An 18,336-nucleotide genomic window follows, 5' to 3' on the forward strand; every position below is an offset into this window, starting at 1 on the left:
CCGAACCGCTCACGGGAATCAGGAGACCACCCATGCTTCGTTACGCAATCATCTTTCTTGTCGTCGCCATCATTGCCGGTGTTCTCGGCTTCAGTGGCGTCGCCGGCACTGCCACCAACATTGCCTGGATCCTCTTCGTGGTGTTCCTGATCCTGGCAGTGATCTCGATGCTGCGCGGTCGCGGACCGTAACGACACTTCGCTGCATGCGATGCGAAACGCCCGCCTTTCGGCGGGCGTTTTCGTGTCTATGCTCGCGTCATCTTCAAGGACATGGGAAGCTTGGACGCGCCCGCCGTCAGACAAGGAGTCACGCATGCGCACCACCATCATTCTCTTGCTCGTCGCCGGCATCGTCTGTGTTCCGTTGGCGCTCTTCATGGGCGTGATCGGTTTCAGCGGTGTTGCCGGCGCGGCAACGAACATCGCCTGGATTCTGTTCGTCGTACTGCTGCTTGGCGGCGGGGGGCTGATGCTGCTCGCGCTGGTTCTGCATCTGTTGTCCCTGCGACAGCGAACCGCGTCCTCCTGATCTGACGGCGTGGTTCTTCGAGCGCCTACAATGCGGCCATGGCCGGATTTCTTCCTTCCCCTTTCGCGGCGCTCAAGCCGATCGCCGGACGCGCGCTGGAAACCGCGCTCAACCAGGCGCTTGCGCTGGATGCCGACACGCGCGCTGCGCTCGCTGGACTCGACGGGCAGCGCATCACGCTGACCCTGGCATCACCGCCGCTGGCACTGGAGCTGCGGGTCGATGGTGAGCGGCTGCGGGTCGGCCCTGTCGACGAAGCTGTCGAGCCCGACCTCGCGGTGCGCACCACGCTGGCCGGCATGCTGTCGCAGTTGCCGTTCCTGCGCCGGGACGACGCGCCGCCGATCGGCAAGGTGCGTGTCTCGGGCGACGCGGAACTCGCGCGCCGCCTGCAGAAACTCGCCGGTCATTTCGACCCGGATTGGCAGAAGCCCTTCGTCGCGGTATTCGGCGATGTCATCGGCGTGCAGGTCGCCAAAGCGTTCGCGTCCGCCCTGCACCAGGCGCAGGACCTCGGCCGCACCCTCACCGAAAGCGCCGTCGAGTACGTGACCGAGGAGTCGCGCGACGTGGTCGGCCGCGACGAGCTGGATGCCTTCAACGACGATGTCGACGGGCTGCGCGACGATGTCGATCGGCTCACGGCACGCGTCTCGCGTCTGCAACGCCGGCCGGTCGCATGAGGGGCGTGTTGCGTGCCTCGCGCATCGGCCGCGTGCTGCTGCGCTATCGCCTCGACGACCTGTTCGACGGCACCCCGGCCGAGCGCTGGCTCAAGCTCGCACGCCCGTTCGTGCCGCGCGCCTCGGCCGACATCGCCGCGCAGTCACGCGGCGCGCGGTTGCGGCTGGCGCTTCAGGAACTCGGGCCGATCTTCGTCAAGTTCGGGCAGATCCTGTCGACCCGCCGCGATCTGGTACCGCCGGACATCGTCGACGATCTCGCCCTGCTGCAGGACCGCGTGCTGCCCTTCGACGGCGCGCAGGCGCAGGCGATCATCGAGCGCGAACTCGGCATGCCGATCGCGCAGGCCTACGAGGCCTTCGACACCGTGCCGCTGGCATCGGCGTCGATCGCCCAGGTGCACGCGGCGACGCTGCCCGCCGATGACCGCAACCCGCGTCGCGAGGTCGTGGTCAAGGTGCTGCGGCCGACGATCGAAAAGCAGATTGCCGCCGATATCGCGCTGCTGAAGAACCTCGCCGCGCTGGTCGACCGCACGCATCCCAATGCCGACAAGATCCGCCCGCGCGAAGTCGTGGCCGAGATCGAGAACACGCTGGCCGCCGAGCTCGACCTGCAGCGCGAAGGCGCGAACGCGTCGGTGCTGCGCCGGTTCTGGGCAGACTCGCCCGATCTGTATGTGCCGGCGCCGGTGTGGGAGCGCACGACGCAGCGTGTGCTCACCCTCGAACGCGTCTACGGCATACCCAGCGACGACATCGCCGCGTTGGATGCCGCCGGCATCGACCGCAAGGCGCTGGCGGCCAAAGGCGTGCGCGTGTTCTACACGCAGGTGTTCCGCGACAACTTCTTCCACGCCGACGCGCACGCCGGCAACATCTGGGTCGATCCGGACCGCAAGACCAATCCGCGTTTCATCGCGCTGGATTTTGGGATCATGGGGCAGCTGTCGCGCGAGGATCAGTACTACCTCGCCGAGAATTTCATGGCGATCTTCCGCCAGGATTACCGGCGCATCGCCGAGCTGCACATCCAGGCCGGCTGGATGCCGGGACACATCCGCATCGACGAACTCGAAGCCGCGGTGCGCTCCGTCTGCGAGCCGTATTTCACCCGGCCGCTGTCGGAAATCTCGCTCGGCGAAGTGCTCGGAAAACTGTTCCGCACCGCGCAGCGTTACCAGCTCACCCTGCAGCCGCAATTGATCCTGCTGCAGAAGACGCTGCTGAGCATCGAAGGCATCGGTCGTCTGCTCGACCCGAAGCTCGACATCTGGGCGGTCGCGCGCCCGGTGCTCGAACGCATCCTCGTCGAGCGCTACAGCCCGCAGCGTCTGGGCCGCGAATTCCGCGACCGCCTGCCGGAACTGATCACCCAGGCACCCGACATGCCGCGCCTGCTGCATGGCTGGCTCAAGCAGCAGGTCGAAGGCCGCCACGAGCTGCGCATGCGTTCCGACGATCTCGCGGCGTTGACCCAGACGATGCAGGGCATGCAGAAACGCATGGTCGCCGCGATCCTCGGCGTCGGTCTGCTGATCGTCGCCGCGGTGCTGTACGCGCTGGAAGCGGGCGGCCCGAGTTTCGTGGGCCTGCCGGTCGCGACCTGGGTCGCCGGTGTGGGCGGACTGTGGGCACTGCTGGCCGCATGGCCGCGGCGGTCACCGGCGTATCTGCGGGATCGCGAGCACTGAAGTTTTCCCCCGGCCTACGGGGAGGGCTCAAACCACGCGTTGCGCCCGACACGTTTCCGCACGCCCACGCAACCAGTCCCGCTCCCGGGGGTTGCGTGCCAGCGAGGCCGCACGTTCGAACGCGTCGGCTGCATCCGCATGCCGCCCGAGCTTCGCCAGCAGATCGCCACGAACACCCTGGACCAGGTGATAACCGGCCAGCGCGTCGTCGTCGGCGAGACCATCGACCAGTGGCAAGGCAACGGCAGGTCCCGCGGCCATGCCGATCGCCACCGCACGATTGAGCGCGACCACCGGTGACCCGGTCAACGCGAGCAGTTGACCGTACAGCGCGGCGATGCGCGCCCAGTCGGTGTCCTCCGCGGCGGGCGCGAGCGCGTGACAGGCGGCAATCGCGGCCTGCAGTTCGTAGCCGCCGGGCAACGCGTCGCCGCGCGCGGCCTGCGTCTGCGCCAACGATGCGAGGCCCGCATCGATCAACCTGCGATCCCAACGCGTGCGGTCCTGGTCGGGCAACAGCACCGGATGTCCGTCGGCATCGGTGCGCGCATCGAGCCGCGAGGCCTGCAGCGCCATCAGTGCGACGAGTGCATGCACCTCGGCCTCGCGCGGCATCAGCGCCGCCAGCACGCGTGCCAGCCGCAGCGCCTCGGCGCACAGGTCGGGGCGTGCCCAGTCGTCGCCGCTGCTGGCGGCGTGGCCCTCGTTGAACACCAGATACAGCACGTGCAGCACCGCCGACAGTCGCGGCGGCAGGTCCGCGCGCTGCGGCAGTTCGAACGGCGTGCCGGCGTTCGCGATGGTTTTCTTGGCACGCACGATGCGCTGGGCGATCGTCGCTTCGGGCACCAGAAACGCGCGCGCGATCTCGTCGGTGGTCAGGCCGCCGATCAGGCGCAGCGTCAGCGCGACCTGCGATTCGACGGTCAGCGCCGGATGGCAGGCGACGAACATCAGTCGCAGCACGTCGTCACCGATCACGTCGTCGAGCGCGTCCTGCGCGCGCGCATCGGACTCTCGCTGCGCTTGCTCGATCTCGCGCGCGAGTTCGGCGTGGTGCGCGTCGAGGCGCTGGCCGCGACGCAGGCGGTCGATGCCGCGGTTACGCGCGGTGGTCATCAGCCACGCGCCCGGATTGTCGGGCAGGCCATCCTGCGGCCAGCGTTCGAGCGCGGCGACCAGCGCGTCCTGCGCCAGTTCCTCGGCGAGATCGAGATCGCGCACCACGCGCATCAGGCCACCGATGATCTTCGGCACCTCCTCGCGCCAGAGGGTTTCGATCGTGCGGTGCAGGGTGGCCGTGTCCATGGGCGGCGATGACATCACCCCGCGCGCGGCCGGGCAAGCCGCACTGCGGCGCATGGTACGCCGGGCGTGGAGGACGGTCGGCTGCGGCGCGCACGTCAGCGTGCTCATTCCGTCGGGAACGCGGCCATGTCCATGTGCATCACCTCCCACAGATGGCCATCGGGATCGGCGAAGCCGTGCTGGTACATGAAGCCGTAATCGACCGGTTCGGCCGTCACCGTGCCGCCTGCGGCGAGCGCCTTGGCGACGATCGCGTCGACCGCGGCGCGGTCGGGCTGCGACAGCGCGATGATCGCGCCGACGTGGCCCGGCGGTGGCAGCGGCAACTTGGTGAAGCTCTGGAAGAACGGCTTGACCAGCAGCATGACGAAACTGTCGTCGCCGATGATCATCGCGGTCGCGTTCTCGTCGGTGAACTGCGGATTGAAGCGGAAGCCGAGCGCGGTGAAGAAGCGCACGCTGCGATCGAGGTCTTCGACCGGGAGATTCACGTAGATCTGGGGACGGGTCATGGCGGTGTTCCTGTGATGTGGACGAGGTGGAGATTCAGCAGCCCTGTTTGGAGCGCATCACCATCCAGCCGGTGCCGAACCGGTCGACGACCATGCCGAAGCGGTGTGCGAAGAAAGTCTCGGCCATCGGCGCACGGACCTCGCCGCCGTCCGACAGCGCCGCGAAGATGCGCTCGGCATCGGCGTCGCTGTCCACGCCCAGATTGACGAACGTGTGCGGCGCGGCCGGCAGTGGCGTGCCCGGCGGCACGTCGGAGGCCATCAGGAACTGGTCGCCGATCGCGAGGCCTGCGTGCATGATCCGCTCGGGCGCGGTGGCGTCGCTGTCGGGACAGGGCGGAGCATCGCCATAGGGCATCAGCGTCGCCTCGCCGCCGAGCAGTGCGGCATAGGCCTTGAAGGCTTCGGCGCAGGTGCCGTCGAAATACAGATAGGGATCGATACGCATCGGGGTGTCCTCGAGAGGCCGCCGGCTGGCGGTGTCGTTGGAACGACGCACCGGCGTACCGGAAATCGACATCGCTGCACGCGCGCGACGCACGCCGCGCACACGGGGCGTTGCGGACCCGCCCGTTAAGCTGCCCGACCCGTTCCGCACCGAGGAGACGCCGATGCGCCGCCCCCTGATGTTGTTGTTGCCGCTCGCCCTGGCCGCCTGTGGCGGGTCCGCACCGCCGGAAGGCGCCGCCACGGCGCCCACCCAGGCCGCCGCCGACGCGATTCCCGATGCCGCGCCCGCTGATCACGCGAAGACGCTGGAGGCCTATCACTGGCGGTTGATCGACGCGACCAGCAGCGGCGGCGCACGCATCGACGCCCTGCTCGATGGCGGCGGCGAATCCCTGCAGCTGGATTTCGTCGACAGTGGTCTGAGCGTGTCGAACGCCTGCAACCGCATGGGCGCGAACGTCGCGCTCGACGACGACCGCCTGACGGTAGACCAGGTGATCTCCACGATGATGGCCTGCGCCGATGCGCACCTGACCGCGCGCGAGCGCGAGATCGGTCAGCGCCTGCCCGGCACGCATCGCATCGCGCTGTCCGGCGGCGAGCCGCCGCGGCTCACGCTGCAGCTCGAGAATGGCGACGTGCTCGCGTTCGAGGGCGTGCCCACGCCGGCCACCCGCTACGGCGGCGAAGGCGAGACGGTGTTCCTGGAGATCGCGCCCGAGCGCATCGCTTGCAGCCACCCGCTGATTCCCGAACAGCGCTGCCTGCAGACGCGCGAAGTGCAGTACGACGACGAGGGCTTGCGCTCGCCCGGCGATGCCGAGTGGGCGCCGCTGTATCAGGACATCGAAGGGTTCACGTTCGAGGACGGCGTGCGCAACGTCGTGCGCGTGCAGCGCTTCGACGTGGCCGATCCGCCGGCCGATGCGCCGTCGCAGGCGTACGTGCTGGACATGGTGGTGGAGTCGGAGAGCGTGGGTCGCTGAGTCCGTCTGGACGCCTGCCGGTGCTGCGGACCGGCAGGCGCACCGCGGAGCCGCGTCCGCGCGGTCAGTACCTGCCGGACATTCCGGCGACCGTCATCTCCGCCTGCGCGGAGATGACGACTTCAAGCGGCATTGCCGTCGCTGAAACGCATGCAGCGCGCGTTTGCGATCAGACCGCCGCAGCCTTCGGATGCAGCGCATAGCTGCCCCAGGTCGTCGTTTCGGCCAGCACATGGCCCTGCACCGCGCGCAGCACATCGTTGGCGGTGAAGCGCTCGGGCACGTCGAGGGTGGCGACGTCGAGTGCGAACAGGCGGAAGAAATACCGGTGCGTGCGCAGGTCGTTCGGTGGCGGATACGGGCCGTCGTAGCCGAACCAGTCACCCGCCAGATCCGGATCGCCGGCGAACCAGCCGGTGTAGTCGTTGAGGCCCTGACGCGCGCCGTCGGGACCCGGCGGATTGCGCTTGCCGCCCTTGGTCACGCCGTCGCTGGCGCTGCCCTCGGCGATCGTGCGCAGATCGGCCGGCAGATCGACGACTGCCCAGTGCACGAAGCTGCCGCGCGGGTGCTCGACCGGAATCTCGACGCCCTCTTTGCCGGCCAGTGACGGATCGGTCGGCGCGTCTGGATCGAGGCACAGCAGCGCGAACGAACGCGTGCCCGCGGGCACGTCGTCCCAGGCGAGATGCGGGTTGCGGTTGGCGCCGAAGCCGTCGGGCGCGCCGACGGCGAACGTCGCCGCGATCGGCTGGCCGGGCTCGAAACTGTCGCTGTTGAGTCGCATGGTGTCTCCGCTTGGAAAGGATCAGTCCTGACGGTAGCCCAGGCGCACTGCAACCGGCGTCAGGATGGCGAACGGTCCGGCCAGCACCTCCCGGTAGGCCAGCCAGCGGCCTGCCGGTGTCCGGTCGATGCCGAGCAGTTCGCGCGGCGGCGTGGGGAAGTCCGGCACGCCGAGTGCCTCGGCAAAACGCGCCGCCAGACGCTCGGGATCTTCACCCGGCGCGTCGGTGCGCACGATGGTGTGCGGGAACAGATCCTGCTCGACGATGTCGGCGATGTGCGAAAGATGACTGGCCAGCCAGGTTGCGGCGCTGTCGGCATCCGTGATGCGCATCGCCATGGGCAGATCGAACGCAAGCCAGTCGAGCAACATGTCGCGGGGGTCGCGCACGGTGAGCAGCAGGCGCGCGTGCGGCAGTTGCGGGCGCAGTGCCAGCAACCAGGCGTTGTCCCAGAACGGCAACCAGTCGACGATGGCACGCTGGTCGGCCTTGCGGGCAGACAACTGGGCTGCCCAGCTCCCGGTGATCTGCTCGGCAGTGAACGCGCCATCCGCCAATCGTGCCGGGACGGTGCTGTCCTGGAACGCGTCCTGGACAGGGCCGACGAACCGGTCGCCGCGGAATTCCGGCAGCGCGCGCTGCAGCAACTCGGCGATCCGGTCGACCTGGGACCCGGGCGGACCGTAGAGGAACACCACAGGCGCCCGGGCACCTTCCGTCTCGCCCATCGGCGGCCACTGCGAAGGTGCGGAGGTCGGCGTCGGCGGCAAGCCGGCCTCGGCGGTGAGTTCGACGTTCAATGCGAGCCACGTCGCCAGTGCGTCAGCCTGCCGACCGGCCGCGTCCTGGGCCATGCCGAGCCAGCGGCGGAGCAGCGGCTGCGCCTGTGGGCTGGCGGGCGGCATCAGGCCTTCGACGAAGGTCACGGCCTGCGCGGGATCGCGCGCCAGCAGTTGCTTGAACAGCAGATCGTTGGCAGCGCCGTGACCCGGCTGCAGGCGGGTGATCGCCCGCGCAGTGGTCTCGGCGGCATCCAGTGCACCGGTGCCCGCTTCCAGCGACAGCTGTGCCTGCAGGGCCGGCAGATGGTCGGGGCGTGTCGCAACCCAGCGCTCGACGATTGCACGTGCGGCCGCGTCGCCGAAAGGCTCGAGCGCCAGACGCGCCAGCCACAGGTGATCGTGGTCGGCATGGGTCTGGAGCGCGGCATCGAGCGTGTCGCGGCCTTCGTCGACCGCCTGGGTCGCTTCCCAGAGCTGCAGCAGCGCATTGGTGGCGCGGCGCGAATCGGGATGCGCCTCGAACGCAGCCAGCAGCTGCGGGCGGGCGCGCTCGGGGCGACCGGCCTGCAGTTCCAGCTCACCGGCCAGCACCCGGAGACCGGGCGTGACCTGGGCCGGGTCGGCCAGCAGGGTGGCCATCTCGTCGGCGGCATCGCCGGGCCGGCCTTGCTGCAGCACGATCCGCGCGAGCAACCCGCGCAGGGCTGCCTGACCGGTGTGCTCGATCACACGGCGGAAGGTCTGCTCGGCGAACGCAAGATGGTCGGCGGCCAGATAGGCAAACGCGAGCGCATTGAGGACCTGCAGATCCTCGGGCGCCTGCTTCGAGGCGGCAGACAGCAGACCCAGCGCGCGCTGGTGATCGCCGCGGCGCGACGCTACCGAGCCTTCGAGCATCGTCGTCCACGGATGATCGTCGGACACGCGTGCGGCCAGCCGGGTCAGACGTTCGGCTTCGTCGAGATCGTTGCGGCCGATCGCCAGCTGCGCCTGCATCACGTAGGCCCCGTACTGGTTGGGATCGAGCGCGAGACTCTGCGACAGCGCCGACTGCGCGGCGTCCACGTCGCGCGTGTCGAGCAGCATGCCGGCCCGCAGGAAATGCAGGTCGGCTTCGTCAGGCGCCTGCGCGATGGCCGCGTCGATCGCCGACAGCGCGGCATCTCGGTCGCCATGGGCACGCAGGGCAAGCGCGGCGGCGCGCTGTACCGCGATGTCGCCCGGTGCATCGGCCAGCGCCTTGCGCGCAAGGGTGGCGGCTTCTTCGTTCGCGCCACGGCGCAGGGCATCGAGGATCTGTTGCGACATCAGGACATTCCCGGCGCGGGGCCGATCACAGGCAAGGCCGGCCATTGTAGCGGCGGCGCCAGGGCGTACCCGGCGCGCCGCTCAGGCGTCAGGCGTGTGCGTGTCGACGTGGATCGCGGCGGCCAAGCGTGTGCGTTCGAACGTGGCGCGCGCCGTGTCGGCATGGTCGGCCAGACGTGCGGCCACCCAGCGCTCGGCGAAGCTGTCGAGCTGGCGGTCGAGCAGGAACCCGCAATGCCCGCCCCAGCGGCTGATCTCCAGCCGCGCGTGTGGCGGCAGCGCCAGCGCGTGGAAAGCGTCGAGCGGAATCACCGGATCGTCCGCCGACATCAGGATGTCGACCGGCACCTGCAACGACGAGAGCCGGTCGCCGGCAACCGAATAGCCGTCGAAGTAGTCATCGATCGTGCCGAACTCGGTGTGCGTGCGCACCAGCCAGTCGGTCAGCTCCCGCATGCCCAGCTGCAGCGTGGCGTCGTCGAAGCCGTGGTGATCGGGAAACAGGTCGCGCTTGCGGCGCAGCGACGCGCGCCAGTTGCGCTCGAAATGGCGCAGGTACAAGCGGTGACCGCGCTCCATCTGCAGCATCGTGCGCGCCGGGTCGATGACCGGACACACCGCTGCCACGCCTGCCAGCTGCAGGCCGGCGGCGGGTGCGCGCAACGCCAGGCGCAACGCGAAATTGCCGCCCAGCGAATAGCCGGCCGCAATCATCGGGCTGGGCGTGAAACGCGCGGCGATGTCGACTGCGGCATGCACCACTTCATCGATGCGGTTGGAATGGAAGATCGCTTCGTTGAGGTGATGACTGTCGCCGTGGTCGCGGAAGTTCAGCCGGAATACCTCGTAGCCGCGCTCCAGCATCTGCGCCGCCGTCTGGCGCATGTAGCTCGATTCGGTGCTGCCCTCCCAGCCATGCAGCAACAGGGCGAGTCCACGGGATTGCGTACCCGGCACCGCACTGTGCAGGCCGTGCAGGCGGACGCCGTCCCCGCCGTCGACGAGATGCTCGGTGGTGACCGCACCGGTGGCGGCCAGCGCCCGCGCGCCGCGCAGACGCCGCCAGGGGCTGCTGGCCAGGACGGTCTGCACGTGCGGACTGCGCAGCCACAGAGGCGGCGTGTAGTCGCTGCCGCGCACGCGGATGCTGGCGGGAACGGGGGCGGCCGTATCCATCGATGACGGACGCCCGACGATCACGCGCGTGCGTCCAGCGCGGCGACGATGCGCTCGCGCGACACCTCGGCCAGGCGCCGGCGCCCGTCGGCATTGCCGGGCAGGATCGGCTCGAGAAACACCACCTCCGCCTCGCCCCCTGCCTCGCCCAGCAGGCGCAGGAAGTTGGCGAAGAAGGATTCGCGCTCGCGAAACGCGACGATCGTCTGCGCCGAACCGTTGTGGCCGTAACGCAGGGCGACCGGTTGCACGGCGACATTGGCCTCCACCGCGGCCAGGAAGATCCGCGCATGGAACGGGCCGACGTGGTCGCCACTGCGGGTGCGGCCTTCGGGGAACACCGCCACCGGGCGGTCGTCGCGCAGGCGCGCGAGCATTTCCTCCAGCACGCCGCCCAGCGACTCGGTGCTGCCGCGCTGGTGGAAGATGGTCTCGCCGCGTGCGGCCAACCAGCCGACCACCGGCCAGCCGGCGATCTCGCGCTTGGCGACGAAACCGACCATGCGCTGGCTGTGCAGGGCGACGATGTCCACCCAGCTCACGTGGTTGGCGACGAACAGCACCGCGCCCGGCAAGGGCGTGCCGCGGCGGTGCATGCGATAGCCGAACACGCGCATCAGGCCGCCCTGCCACCAGCGGATCATCCGGTGATCGACGCGCTCACCGCTGTCCAGGCGACGGCGGCCGATCGGCGGCAACATCGTGAACAGCAGGACCGGCAGGTGGACGAAGAGGTGCCACAGCAGCACGGGCACGCGCACGCAGTAACGCAGCACGCGCGCCGGCGTACCGCCGGCGTCGGCGCGAACGGTAGAAGAACTCATCGGTGCACGATACCCAAACACGGCACGACGCGCTGCGGAAGCAGGGTCACGGTTTCGGCACGACCGCGAGCGTCAGCCGCGAGATGCAGACCAGTTTTCCTGCCGCGTCTTCGATGCGGATTTCCCAGACCTGGGTACTGCGACCGACGTGCAGCGGACGTGCGGTGCCGGTCACGAGGCCGGCGCGCACCCCGCGCAGATGATTGGCGTTGATCTCGATGCCGACGACGCCATGGCCATCGGGTGCGGACAGGCCGCCGGCGCTGCTGCCGAGCGTTTCGGCCAGCAGTGCGGACGCGCCGCCGTGCAGCAGACCGAACGGCTGATGGGTGCGGCCGTCGACGGGCATCGTCGCGCGCAGGAAGTCGGGACCGATTTCGGTGAAGACGATGCCCAGCGTGGCGATCGCCGTGTTGGCGGACATCGCGTTGAGCTGGTCGAGCGAAGTGTCGCTTCGGAACATGCGCGGAAGGCTCCGGGGGAAACCCGGCAGCTTAGGCCGTTGTGCGCCGCGGCGCAGCGCGACCGGCGGAATGGCGCGTCACGATGGCGCGCGTACCGGTCGCGGATGTCGGCTCGTGCCGGGCAACGCGGCTCAGGCGACGTGGAAGCGCGTCGGCATGGCGCTGTCGCGGACTTCGAATCGGAACGGGCTCTCGGCGTGGCTGCGCGCGGCGCGGGCCTGTGCATGGAAGCGTGCAGGCTGGGCGATGCAGGCCGGGACCGGGACGGGCGGGGCGGTGGCGCGGATGGCGGGGATGCGGAACATGGCGGAACTCCTGAGGATCGGGGGAACGCTTCAGGCGCCGGAGCGGATCGGATCGGAAGATCGATGGATCAGGCGATGCGGAAGCGCGCGGGACTGGCGTGGGTGACGTAACTGCGCGGGGCGCCGTAGCTGCTGCTGGCGCCGTAACCGGTGCCGGTCTGACGGGCGGGGCGTGCAGCGACGGACGGCGCGAGATGGGAGGCGGCATTGACGATGGCGTGCATGCGGGACATGGCGGAGCTCCTGGACAAAGTCGGGTGGGTTCAGGCGACGCGGAAACGGGCGGGAATCGACGCGGCGGCGTAGCTGCGGGGGCTGCCGTAGCCGCTGCTGCGGCCGTAACCGAGGCCGAAGAGACGGGCCTGACGGATGGCGACGGGCGGGGCGAGGTGTGCGGCGGCGTGGACGATGGCGTGCATGCGGGACATGGCGGAATTCCTGGGCAGGGTCGGGTGGGTTCAGGCGACGCGGAAGCGGGCGGGCGTCGTGGCGGTGCTGTAGCTGCGCGGGGCGCCGTAGCTGCTGCTGCGGCCGTAGCCGAGACCGAACGGACGGACGAGGGCGGCGTTGGCGGTGCGGGCGGCGGGCGTGGTCTGGGTCTGCATGGCGGGGTCCTTGGGGTCGTTGTGCTTCGGTGTGTTGGTAGACTACAACACCACTGTTCGATAACACCACATGCCAAAGGTCATGCAGGCCCGATTCGCTGATAATGTTCAGCGAATGTTCATTTAGTGAATGATCGAGACATCGCGCGATGGGTTTCGCGTGTCGGACGTCCAACAGGACCGGTGTGCAGCGACGGTGCGAGCACGACCGCGGCCGGGGGACGGTGCGGAGCGGTCCAGAGCCACCGGCCGGGCGGCGGACGGCTTCAGAGAATGGGGACGAGTCCCGCGCCGAATGCGGTGAAGATCCGCGTCAGCAGGCTGCGCCAGCCGAGGCTGACCTCGGGGAAATCACCGACCGGGACATAGCAGTCGCGGAATCCCGGGGCATCGGGCGCCAGCGGCGCCGGGCAGTCCGGGCCGGGCTGGAACTCGAAGCTGGTGGCGTAACGCGTCGGCCACAGGTCGAACACCGGCAACCGCTCGGACACCTTGGCCATCGTGTAGTCCACCCCGGAGAACACCGGCGGTGGGTCACGACGGGCGATCGTCCACGAGTTCTCGGGGGCCATGTCGCGGCGGATGCTCGCCGCGAGGCGCTGGGCGAAGCGGGTGTCATTGATGACCACCGCGCTTTCGGTATTGAGGTTGTCGCCGCGCGGGTCGAAGTTGTGCGTACCCACCACGCCGATCTGACCATCGACGACCAGCGACTTGGCATGCAACCCCATGCGCAGCCCGGTCCGCTCCAGCGGGACGCGCCGGTTCACGCCGATGCCGGCATAGCGCAGCGCCGAATACTCGCGCGTCAGCGGGGGCGCGCTGGCCGGACGGCTCGCGATCACCGCTTCGCGCGTGGTCGCCACGCCTTCGGTACCACTTTCGTCGATGTTGACGCTGCCGTCCGCGTTCCACGAGATGCCCACCGCGCCGGTGACCTCCAGGTCGATGGGCGCATCGCCCGGGAACGGCTTGTACTCGTAGATCTGGAAGCCGAAGTCGCGCAGGTGCCGGCGCTTGTACTTGTAGGACAGGGCGTAGGTGATGAACGAGTCCGTCGCCGCCAGACTGTTGGTCGACACCACGACCTGCGGCGCATCGGGCTGCGCATGCAGGTCGGCGAACATCTGCTCCGCCGGCTTCGACAGCACCAGGTACGGCGTCTGCAGCAGCACCTCGTCCTGTGCCGATTCGATCAGCTCGCGCAGGCGCGGCGTCGCGGCGATGGCCGCCTGGGCCGCCTCGCGGTCCCGCCGGTGCTTGGCCGGGAGATCGCCGATGAACTCGATCGGCCCCACGGCCAGGGCCAGATCGGCCAGACGCTGGCGCACCAGGGTCGTGTCCTCGGCGTCGGCGGACATCGCGGCCACGCGTTCGGGCCGCTGGTAGTCCTGGAACGACACCTCGGGCACCCCCGCGCGCAGCAGGTGACGACCGACATCGGCGAGCTGTTCGACCGGCGTGCTCAGCGGGGCGTGCCAGAACGCGACGAAGTTCGCGTCCATGGCTTCGACCACCGGGCCGGCGATCAGCACGTCACGGTCGCGGAAATTGAAGGTGTCGCTCCAGTCGAAATAGTCGTCCTGGTAGTTCCGGCCGCCGGTGATACCGACCACGCCATCGATCAGCAGCGCCTTGCTGTGCATCCGCTGGTTGAGCCGTCGCCAGCAGCAGGCCGCGGCCAGCGCGTACTGCGGGTAGCTGATGCGCGCACGCCCGAGGACCGGGTTGTAGATGCGCATCTCGAAGTTGGTGTGCGCGCCGGCAAGCGCGGCCAGCGTTTCCACCGTGCGCAGCGCCGAGAGCTGGTCGACCAGCAGGCGGACCTGGACGCCCCGGCGTGAAGCCGCCAGCAGTTCCTCGAGCACGAGGTGCCCGGCGTCGTCCTCGTCGAAGATGTAGGTCTGCAGATCGATCGTGCGCTGCGCGCCACGGATCAGGTCCAGCCGCGCCAGCAAGGCGTCCTGGCCGTACTCGAGCAGCAGCGCGTAGTGCTGGGGCCGGTCGGGCGTGCTGCGGCCGGCCGCGCGCTCGGCCAGATCGAGCAGCGGCGAGGGCGTCGCACAGGCATCGGGACGGTCGCAGACCACTTCGACCGATCGCGCCGCGACGGCGATATGCGCGGCAGCGTCACGCCTGGCCGGCGACAGCGACGTGCAGGCGGTCGTCGCCAGCACCGCGGCCAGCAGCAGCAGACGCGTCCATGTCCGCATCAGCGTGGTTCCAGTGTGCGGATCCGCATCGTGAAGCGGACCTGGTCGGCCAGCGCGTAGCCCCAGCGGTCCATCGCGTAGGCGCTGCGGCGCACGTCGCCCCGGCCGATCACCTCGCAATCGAGTCCGGGGCGCGCGCAGGCCGCCGGCTCGATGCGGAACGTCTCGCGTCGCTGTACGCCCCGCATGCTGAGCACGCCGGTCATCTCGCCGCCATCGCGAGCCAGCGTCTCGGGGAACGGGTCGGACACGAAACGCACTTCGGGATAGCGCTCGACATCGAACACGCCCGGGCCCCGGGTGATGCGGGTATAGGCACGGCTGCCGACGATTTCGACAGCCTCGGCGTCAAGCACCAGCCGGACCTGGTGACGGCCGTCGGGCAGCACCGCGATGTCGCCCTGCCAGGTGTCGAAACGCCCCTCAAGCTGCTGGCCCCACCGGGTCTTGAGATGGAAGCCGATCTCGGAGCGCTTCAGGTCGATCGCGATGGCCGCCGTGGACCCGGATGCCGACGCGGCGACGGGCCCTGCGACCAGCGCCCATGCCGCCAGCCCCGAAGCCGCCAGGGTGCGCAACAGGAGGCCCGAAGACCGGGACACAGGCGTGATGCTCGGAGCGTGCGGCGCGCTTGCCGCTACGGCCACCAGAACGCCGACAGCTCGGCGCTGGCCGGTTCGACCGCCGCGCCGTCGGGCAGTGCGAGCACCGCGATGCCGCCCGGCGGCATGCCACGGTACTCGCCGGTCTGGCCGCTGTGCAGCAGGGCCGCCACGCGCTCCAGACCCGGGTTGTGGCCCACCAGCAGCAGGCGACCGGTCTCGCGGTGTTCGTCGAGCAGGCTCGCCAGGGTGCCGGGCGTGGCCTCGTAGACAGACGGCTCCAGCCGCTGGTCGACGTAGCCGATCACGCCCAGGACCGCCTCGAGCGTTTCGCGGGTGCGACGCGCAGGCGAGCACAGCACGCAGTCGGGGACCAGGTGCTGGTCGCGCAGCCAGCGTCCGGCTGCCTCCGCTTCGGCCAGACCCTCGGCCGAAAGCGGCCGGTCGATATCGGCCTGGCCCGGGAGAGCAGGATCGGCGTGGGCGTGGCGGAGCAGGATCAGTTCGCGCATGTGCGGTCGGCGGCCTCGTGTGGGGACATCAGAACGGGCGGAGCGTGGAGATGCGGTGCACGCTACTTGCGCAACCACTTCAGCAGGGACGTCCAATCGTCCTGATGGTCGCGCACCTGCGCCGAATGGTAGTCGAACAGGCTCTTGCCCAGCCCGACCAGCATCACGTAGGCCTGGCTGTCGCGCAGCTGCGCGACCACCGGATAGGGCCACTGCGCCAGCAGGGCGAGTGCCTGCTGAGATGCGTTGGTGTGCGGACGCAGCCGGTTGGCGACCAGTCCCACCCGGGTCTGGCCGCGGCGGATGCGCGGATGCCTGGCCAGGGTGTTGAGGAAGCCGACGGTCGCATCGATGTCGAGCGCCGACGGCAGCACCGGCACCACGATGGCATCGGCAGTCTCCAGATACGCGTCGAGATCATCGGCCATCGCGCCCGCGGGCGCGTCGACCACCAGCCGGGTCGCCCCGTCGGGAATCGAGGCCAGCACCTTCTTGTGGCGCGCACTGCCGTCGACCGGCAGCACCGCGGCTTCGAGTCCGGCGCGGCGCTCCGCCCAGCGCGTGGACGACTGCTGCGGATCGGCATCGACCAGCACCGTCGAGTCGCCAGCCAGCGCGGCATGCGCGGCAAGATGGGTGGCGATCGTGGTCTTGCCCACGCCACCCTTGGAGCTGGCCACCAGTACCGTCTTCATCGAAGTCTCCGGATCGGTTCGCGCATCGAGCGTACACCGCCCGTGGGACGCCTGCGACCGTCTGATCACCGGACGCCCGCGATCGGCGCATGCGCAGTCGGCGTGCTGTGCGTCGTGCGCGCTGTCGGCCATGATGCGCGGGCAGGTCGGCTCGCGCCTGCACGTCGGCGGATCGAATCGCCGCTGGCACACATGGATCCGGTCCATCGACAGGAGGTCGAATGAAAACCCGCTGCATCTACACACGGTCCGGCGTCGCAGCATTGCTTGCTCTGCTGCTCTGCGCCTGCAGCCACCGCACCGCCCGGGTCGAGCGCGCCCTGGTCATGCCGCCGACGGCACAGGTGCACACGATCCAGTCCCACCAGCGCTTCCTGATGGCGAGCCCGATCCATGATCCGGATCCGTAGTTCCCGATGGACGCGCGCCTCGAAGGCGAGCTGCGCCTGTGCGTGACGTTCGTGGTGGACGTCGAGGGCAGTGTCCAGCAGGTCATCGCCGATCGTGAGGACGCCGGCTGTGCGGATCCCGTTGACAGCGCGGTGATCCCGTTTGTCGAGGCCGTGACCGGCACGCTGTCCACATGGCGCTACTTCGGCGCCGCGGTCTGCACGTTTCCCGCCGACGTCGATCCGGATGCGGACCCTCGCTGCACGCGTGGGGGCGTGGTGGTCGACGCGGTCCCGATCCGCCTGCGCTACGTGTTCACGTTCTCGTCGGCGCGCGGCGGCCGCGTGATCCGCAACCGGAGTGCGGTGGACGGATGATCTGCGTCACGGACAAGTGCCGAGCCGGGTTGGCCGGTCGCTGACGCGCCGGCCCCCGCGCAGACGGAGGCGCGTCAGCCGGGGGGCGTCCATCCCGGAGGCGGCTGCGCCGCGATTCCCGCTTCCGCCAGCGCACGCGCGACCAGATCGGCCTCGGACCGGATGGACGGATCGGCAAGAAAGCGGACGAACTGCGAAGCGCCGTCGCGCGGCAGATCAGCGGTTGCGCGGCCCCACTCGAGCATCTGCCAGTCCAGGTGCCGCCGGCGTTGCTGCGCGTCAGCACGCTCTGCAGGCGTGGACGCCAGCCGGTCCAGAAGAACGAGTCCGAGCATGCTGCCGAGCTGGGTGTCGGAACGGTTCGCCATGAGATCGGCCACGTGGCGACAGTCGCGCGCCCGCGCAGCATCGGTGCGCAGCGCGGGCGCGGCGCATCCCTGCATCAACGGCGCGAACTCCGGCATGGCGATCGCCGACCAAAGAGCCATGGCCGTGATTGCCGCGTGCTCGGCGGGTACGAACTCACCGGCGTCCGCCAGTGCGTTGCGTTCCTGCGCCGTCGGTGGCGTGCGCAGCAGGGCGGCCTGCATCCAGCGCACCTGGTCGAGCATGCGCAGGTCGAGATGCGTGGCGCCGCGTGCATCGGAGAGCAGGCTGCCGACATCACCACCGCGCGCCAGCAGCGGCGCGAGATTCTGCGGGTCCTCGCCGAGCCAGCGCTGTGCCGCGCGGCGCCGTGTGACGTCATCCGCTCCGTGGGCGATCAGCACATGGGTCAGGACATCGGTGCCCGCGCGGGCGGCCGCGTCACGACGCCATGCATCGGCCTGGTGATCGACGGCGGACGCTTGAAGCGGGGCTTCGGCATCGAGCCGATCCGGATCCGTATCGGCGACACCCCGCAGCACGGCTGCGAACGCCAGATCGCGTGGCTGCCCGGTCGCCGCAAGTGCGGCGGCACTCCGTTGTGACCAGCTCCGCCAAGCGGCCTGCGAGGCATCGTCGGGAGCCGTCGCGACAGGCACATCGTCGAAACGCGCGTACGGTGCCTGCGCATTCGCGACAGGCACGACGGTGCAGGCGCACGCGGCGGCGAGCAGGAATCGGATCATGCGGAAGTCCGTGTGGAGT

General features: G+C 69.6%; 23 protein-coding genes and 1 pseudogene. 7 read left to right on the forward strand and 17 right to left on the reverse strand.

Going from position 1 to position 18,336, the window contains the following annotated elements; translation table 11 throughout:
• Positions 1–32: 32 nt before the first annotated feature.
• The 4 genes and pseudogenes from AC3A4E_RS00430 (at position 33) to ubiB (ending at position 2,908) form a co-directional block, all read left to right on the forward strand.
• Positions 33–191 carry a DUF1328 domain-containing protein gene (locus AC3A4E_RS00430; RefSeq protein ID WP_487629614.1) on the forward strand — a complete coding sequence of 53 codons (159 nt, stop codon included), beginning with the start codon at positions 33–35 and terminating at the stop codon, positions 189–191.
• Positions 192–315: 124 nt separating this feature from the next.
• Positions 316–456 (forward strand): annotated as a pseudogene (locus AC3A4E_RS00435) (DUF1328 family protein); the annotation flags it as partial.
• A gap of 113 nt (positions 457–569) precedes the next feature.
• Positions 570–1,214 carry a ubiquinone biosynthesis accessory factor UbiJ gene (locus AC3A4E_RS00440; protein WP_487629615.1) on the forward strand — a complete coding sequence of 215 codons (645 nt, stop codon included), beginning with the start codon at positions 570–572 and terminating at the stop codon, positions 1,212–1,214.
• The gene (ubiB, locus tag AC3A4E_RS00445; RefSeq protein ID WP_487629616.1) at positions 1,211–2,908 is read left to right on the forward strand and encodes a ubiquinone biosynthesis regulatory protein kinase UbiB; all 1,698 of its coding nucleotides are present in this window, start codon (positions 1,211–1,213) and stop codon (positions 2,906–2,908) included. Before AC3A4E_RS00440 ends, ubiB begins: the two co-directional genes overlap by 4 nt.
• Before the next feature lie 27 nt (positions 2,909–2,935).
• Here ubiB and AC3A4E_RS00450 read toward each other — a convergent pair whose 3' ends face one another.
• The 3 genes from AC3A4E_RS00450 to AC3A4E_RS00460 form a co-directional block, all read right to left on the reverse strand.
• Positions 2,936–4,216, reverse strand: a complete 1,281-nt coding sequence (locus tag AC3A4E_RS00450) for an RNA polymerase sigma factor (RefSeq protein ID WP_487629617.1) — start codon at positions 4,214–4,216, stop codon at positions 2,936–2,938.
• Positions 4,217–4,320: 104 nt separating this feature from the next.
• Positions 4,321–4,728 carry a VOC family protein gene (locus AC3A4E_RS00455; protein ID WP_487629618.1) on the reverse strand — a complete coding sequence of 136 codons (408 nt, stop codon included), beginning with the start codon at positions 4,726–4,728 and terminating at the stop codon, positions 4,321–4,323.
• Between the two features lie 34 nt (positions 4,729–4,762).
• Positions 4,763–5,176, reverse strand: coding sequence for a VOC family protein (locus tag AC3A4E_RS00460; protein WP_487629619.1), 414 nt, complete (start codon positions 5,174–5,176; stop codon positions 4,763–4,765).
• 163 nt (positions 5,177–5,339) lie between these two features.
• Here AC3A4E_RS00460 and AC3A4E_RS00465 point away from each other — a divergent pair, with 163 nt between their 5' ends.
• Positions 5,340–6,164, forward strand: coding sequence for a DUF4377 domain-containing protein (locus AC3A4E_RS00465; protein ID WP_487629620.1), 825 nt, complete (start codon positions 5,340–5,342; stop codon positions 6,162–6,164).
• Positions 6,165–6,333: 169 nt separating this feature from the next.
• Here the strand turns inward: AC3A4E_RS00465 and AC3A4E_RS00470 are convergent, their stop codons facing one another.
• From AC3A4E_RS00470 to AC3A4E_RS00530, 13 genes are all read right to left on the reverse strand, one after another.
• On the reverse strand, positions 6,334–6,951 hold the full coding sequence (locus AC3A4E_RS00470) for a YbhB/YbcL family Raf kinase inhibitor-like protein (protein WP_487629621.1): 618 nt from the start codon (positions 6,949–6,951) through the stop codon (positions 6,334–6,336).
• Positions 6,952–6,972: 21 nt separating this feature from the next.
• Positions 6,973–9,042, reverse strand: coding sequence for a tetratricopeptide repeat protein (locus AC3A4E_RS00475; RefSeq protein ID WP_487629622.1), 2,070 nt, complete (start codon positions 9,040–9,042; stop codon positions 6,973–6,975).
• An 81-nt stretch (positions 9,043–9,123) separates the two neighbouring features.
• Entirely contained in the window at positions 9,124–10,182 is a 1,059-nt protein-coding gene (locus AC3A4E_RS00480) for a YheT family hydrolase (RefSeq protein WP_487631980.1), read from the reverse strand.
• Between the two features lie 56 nt (positions 10,183–10,238).
• Positions 10,239–11,042, reverse strand: a complete 804-nt coding sequence (locus AC3A4E_RS00485; protein ID WP_487629623.1) for a lysophospholipid acyltransferase family protein — start codon at positions 11,040–11,042, stop codon at positions 10,239–10,241.
• A gap of 46 nt (positions 11,043–11,088) precedes the next feature.
• On the reverse strand, positions 11,089–11,505 hold the full coding sequence (locus tag AC3A4E_RS00490; RefSeq protein ID WP_487629624.1) for a hotdog fold thioesterase: 417 nt from the start codon (positions 11,503–11,505) through the stop codon (positions 11,089–11,091).
• Positions 11,506–11,637: 132 nt separating this feature from the next.
• Positions 11,638–11,811, reverse strand: a complete 174-nt coding sequence (locus tag AC3A4E_RS00495; RefSeq protein WP_487629625.1) for a hypothetical protein — start codon at positions 11,809–11,811, stop codon at positions 11,638–11,640.
• A 68-nt stretch (positions 11,812–11,879) separates the two neighbouring features.
• Positions 11,880–12,044 (reverse strand): hypothetical protein, encoded by a 165-nt coding sequence (locus tag AC3A4E_RS00500; protein ID WP_487629626.1) that lies wholly within the window; start codon positions 12,042–12,044, stop codon positions 11,880–11,882.
• A gap of 30 nt (positions 12,045–12,074) precedes the next feature.
• Positions 12,075–12,239 carry a hypothetical protein gene (locus tag AC3A4E_RS00505; protein WP_487629627.1) on the reverse strand — a complete coding sequence of 55 codons (165 nt, stop codon included), beginning with the start codon at positions 12,237–12,239 and terminating at the stop codon, positions 12,075–12,077.
• Between the two features lie 30 nt (positions 12,240–12,269).
• Complete coding sequence (locus tag AC3A4E_RS00510; protein ID WP_487629628.1) at positions 12,270–12,416, reverse strand: hypothetical protein; 147 nt, start codon at positions 12,414–12,416, stop codon at positions 12,270–12,272.
• Between the two features lie 266 nt (positions 12,417–12,682).
• Entirely contained in the window at positions 12,683–14,629 is a 1,947-nt protein-coding gene (locus AC3A4E_RS00515) for a phospholipase D family protein (RefSeq protein ID WP_487629629.1), read from the reverse strand.
• The gene (locus AC3A4E_RS00520; protein WP_487629630.1) at positions 14,629–15,231 is read right to left on the reverse strand and encodes a YceI family protein; all 603 of its coding nucleotides are present in this window, start codon (positions 15,229–15,231) and stop codon (positions 14,629–14,631) included. The genes AC3A4E_RS00515 and AC3A4E_RS00520 overlap by 1 nt, the downstream gene beginning before the upstream one ends.
• A gap of 35 nt (positions 15,232–15,266) precedes the next feature.
• Positions 15,267–15,743, reverse strand: a complete 477-nt coding sequence (locus tag AC3A4E_RS00525) for a SixA phosphatase family protein (RefSeq protein ID WP_487629631.1) — start codon at positions 15,741–15,743, stop codon at positions 15,267–15,269.
• A 62-nt stretch (positions 15,744–15,805) separates the two neighbouring features.
• Positions 15,806–16,438, reverse strand: coding sequence for a nucleotide-binding protein (locus tag AC3A4E_RS00530; protein WP_487629632.1), 633 nt, complete (start codon positions 16,436–16,438; stop codon positions 15,806–15,808).
• Between the two features lie 221 nt (positions 16,439–16,659).
• Between AC3A4E_RS00530 and AC3A4E_RS00535 the strand changes: the two genes are divergently transcribed.
• On the forward strand, positions 16,660–16,848 hold the full coding sequence (locus tag AC3A4E_RS00535) for a hypothetical protein (RefSeq protein WP_487629633.1): 189 nt from the start codon (positions 16,660–16,662) through the stop codon (positions 16,846–16,848).
• 6 nt (positions 16,849–16,854) lie between these two features.
• The gene (locus AC3A4E_RS00540; RefSeq protein WP_487629634.1) at positions 16,855–17,205 is read left to right on the forward strand and encodes a hypothetical protein; all 351 of its coding nucleotides are present in this window, start codon (positions 16,855–16,857) and stop codon (positions 17,203–17,205) included.
• A gap of 74 nt (positions 17,206–17,279) precedes the next feature.
• On the opposite strand, the gene AC3A4E_RS00545 is transcribed toward AC3A4E_RS00540, so the two are convergent.
• Positions 17,280–18,317 (reverse strand): hypothetical protein, encoded by a 1,038-nt coding sequence (locus AC3A4E_RS00545; protein WP_487629635.1) that lies wholly within the window; start codon positions 18,315–18,317, stop codon positions 17,280–17,282.
• Positions 18,318–18,336: the final 19 nt, after the last annotated feature.

Source organism: Luteimonas sp. Soil_N_1 (assembly GCF_057656255.1).

What these genes read in the sequence shown, in the direction of transcription:
- AC3A4E_RS00430 (WP_487629614.1), top strand. Translation starts at nt 33, where the DNA reads ATGCTTCGTTACGCAATCATCTTTCTTGTCGTCGCCATCATTGCCGGT.
- AC3A4E_RS00440 (WP_487629615.1), top strand. Translation starts at nt 570, where the DNA reads ATGGCCGGATTTCTTCCTTCCCCTTTCGCGGCGCTCAAGCCGATCGCC.
- ubiB (WP_487629616.1), top strand. Translation starts at nt 1,211, where the DNA reads ATGAGGGGCGTGTTGCGTGCCTCGCGCATCGGCCGCGTGCTGCTGCGC.
- AC3A4E_RS00450 (WP_487629617.1), bottom strand. Translation starts at nt 4,216, where the DNA reads ATGGACACGGCCACCCTGCACCGCACGATCGAAACCCTCTGGCGCGAG.
- AC3A4E_RS00455 (WP_487629618.1), bottom strand. Translation starts at nt 4,728, where the DNA reads ATGACCCGTCCCCAGATCTACGTGAATCTCCCGGTCGAAGACCTCGAT.
- AC3A4E_RS00460 (WP_487629619.1), bottom strand. Translation starts at nt 5,176, where the DNA reads ATGCGTATCGATCCCTATCTGTATTTCGACGGCACCTGCGCCGAAGCC.
- AC3A4E_RS00465 (WP_487629620.1), top strand. Translation starts at nt 5,340, where the DNA reads ATGCGCCGCCCCCTGATGTTGTTGTTGCCGCTCGCCCTGGCCGCCTGT.
- AC3A4E_RS00470 (WP_487629621.1), bottom strand. Translation starts at nt 6,951, where the DNA reads ATGCGACTCAACAGCGACAGTTTCGAGCCCGGCCAGCCGATCGCGGCG.
- AC3A4E_RS00475 (WP_487629622.1), bottom strand. Translation starts at nt 9,042, where the DNA reads ATGTCGCAACAGATCCTCGATGCCCTGCGCCGTGGCGCGAACGAAGAA.
- AC3A4E_RS00485 (WP_487629623.1), bottom strand. Translation starts at nt 11,042, where the DNA reads ATGAGTTCTTCTACCGTTCGCGCCGACGCCGGCGGTACGCCGGCGCGC.
- AC3A4E_RS00490 (WP_487629624.1), bottom strand. Translation starts at nt 11,505, where the DNA reads ATGTTCCGAAGCGACACTTCGCTCGACCAGCTCAACGCGATGTCCGCC.
- AC3A4E_RS00495 (WP_487629625.1), bottom strand. Translation starts at nt 11,811, where the DNA reads ATGTTCCGCATCCCCGCCATCCGCGCCACCGCCCCGCCCGTCCCGGTC.
- AC3A4E_RS00500 (WP_487629626.1), bottom strand. Translation starts at nt 12,044, where the DNA reads ATGTCCCGCATGCACGCCATCGTCAATGCCGCCTCCCATCTCGCGCCG.
- AC3A4E_RS00505 (WP_487629627.1), bottom strand. Translation starts at nt 12,239, where the DNA reads ATGTCCCGCATGCACGCCATCGTCCACGCCGCCGCACACCTCGCCCCG.
- AC3A4E_RS00510 (WP_487629628.1), bottom strand. Translation starts at nt 12,416, where the DNA reads ATGCAGACCCAGACCACGCCCGCCGCCCGCACCGCCAACGCCGCCCTC.
- AC3A4E_RS00515 (WP_487629629.1), bottom strand. Translation starts at nt 14,629, where the DNA reads ATGCGGACATGGACGCGTCTGCTGCTGCTGGCCGCGGTGCTGGCGACG.
- AC3A4E_RS00525 (WP_487629631.1), bottom strand. Translation starts at nt 15,743, where the DNA reads ATGCGCGAACTGATCCTGCTCCGCCACGCCCACGCCGATCCTGCTCTC.
- AC3A4E_RS00530 (WP_487629632.1), bottom strand. Translation starts at nt 16,438, where the DNA reads ATGAAGACGGTACTGGTGGCCAGCTCCAAGGGTGGCGTGGGCAAGACC.
- AC3A4E_RS00535 (WP_487629633.1), top strand. Translation starts at nt 16,660, where the DNA reads ATGAAAACCCGCTGCATCTACACACGGTCCGGCGTCGCAGCATTGCTT.
- AC3A4E_RS00540 (WP_487629634.1), top strand. Translation starts at nt 16,855, where the DNA reads ATGGACGCGCGCCTCGAAGGCGAGCTGCGCCTGTGCGTGACGTTCGTG.
- AC3A4E_RS00545 (WP_487629635.1), bottom strand. Translation starts at nt 18,317, where the DNA reads ATGATCCGATTCCTGCTCGCCGCCGCGTGCGCCTGCACCGTCGTGCCT.